This window comes from Mitsuaria sp. TWR114 (assembly GCF_007997345.1).
On record NZ_VOSR01000683.1, the window covers coordinates 1 to 1,562 of the forward strand.

The window sequence follows — 1,562 nt, forward strand, 5'->3', positions numbered from 1 at the left end:
AGGACCCGGCGCGCGGCTCCCAGCTCAACTCGGGCTTCGACGGGCTGTACAGCAATGTCTCGGCGGTGAGCGTCTCGGCGGAGATGCTGTCCTCCAGCGGCGCGTCGACGCCGGCCTCGACGGCGCAGAACGGCGCGCTCACCGGCGGGGCCTACATCAAGATCACGGTCACCAGCAACAGCGGCAAGGGCGGGCTGCTCAAGCACTACTACCTGATCAAGGCGGGCGAGCCCCGCGTCTACATGGCCACCTATTTCACCGAGGAGCCCGACACGCTGAACATGGTGCGCTACATCGTGCGCGTGCCCATCGGCGCGCTGTCCAGCGGCCCGCCGGCGGGCGTGCCCGGTGGGCAGACCAGCGCGGGCACCTGGCCGCAGGACCTGCGCGGCACCGACACCACGGTGGAGTCGGGCGACGTGTTCGGCTTCTCCGCGGGCAACGCCTCGGCGGGCCAGACGCGCTCCAAGCATTACGCCAACCAGCGCCTCAAGGACTGGCAGTACTTCGGCGGGCGCAACAGCGCCGGCACCGTCGGCCTGTGGCTCTACCGCGATGGCCAGGAAGGCGGCTCGGGCGGTCCGTTCTATCGCAGCCTGCTCAACCAGATCACGACCACCACCAACGAGCTGACCTACATCGTCAACTACAGCGAGGGCCAGACCGAGCCCTTCCGGCTCGGCGTGCTCAACGCCTACACGCTGATCTTCACCGACGGCGGCGCACCGGCCGCGCCCGACACGAGCTGGTTCTCCGTGGCGGGCCTGCAGGGCTACGTGCCGCCGTCCGGTCGCGGCGGCATCGCCGGCGTGGCCTTGACCGGCACCGTCGCGGGCAACGCCTACACGGTCGGCTTCGCCAACGACCAGGCGCAGTACTGGGCCTCGGCCGACCTGGCCAACCGCGGCTTCTTCAAGTCCACCGGCATGCTGCCCGGCGCCTACACGCTGACCGTCTACAAGAACGAACTGGCGGTCTACAGCACCGGCGTGCAGGTCACCGCGGGCAGCACCGCCTCGCTGAACACCATCGCCATCGACGGCGATCCGGAAGCCACGCCCGCGCTCTGGCGCATCGGCCGCTGGGACGGCGCGCCCACCGAGCTGCGCAACGGCGCCCAGGTCACGACGATGCACCCGTCCGACGTGCGCCTGGCCAGTTGGTCGCCGGGCGCCTTCACCGTGGGCAGTTCGGCCGACACGGCCTTCCCGGCGTATCTCTGGCGCGACGTGAACAGCGGCCAAGTCGTGCGCTTCACCCTGACCAGCACCCAGATCAAGGACGCGACGCTACGCATCGGCATCACGACGGCCAGGGCCAACGGACGGCCGTCGATCAGCGTCAACACCTGGAGCTCGGACACGCCGGCGGCCTCGACACAGCCCACGACGCGCACGCTCACGGTCGGGACCTATCGCGGCAACAACACCACCTACCGCTTCGCGATTCCCGCGAGCGCGCTGGTCGTCGGCACCAACACGCTGACGATCAACGTCGCCGGCGGTGGCTCGGCCACCGGCTACCTGAGCCCGTCGTTCGCGGTCGACGCGATCGATTTCGTC

Annotated in this window: 1 protein-coding gene; it reads left to right on the forward strand. The window is 69.8% G+C overall.

Features of this window, described 5'->3' with window-relative positions; translation table 11 throughout:
• Nucleotides 1-1,562, forward strand: a 1,562-nt coding sequence (locus FUT87_RS30040) for a polysaccharide lyase family protein (RefSeq protein ID WP_222617242.1), incomplete at both ends; no start/stop codon positions are given.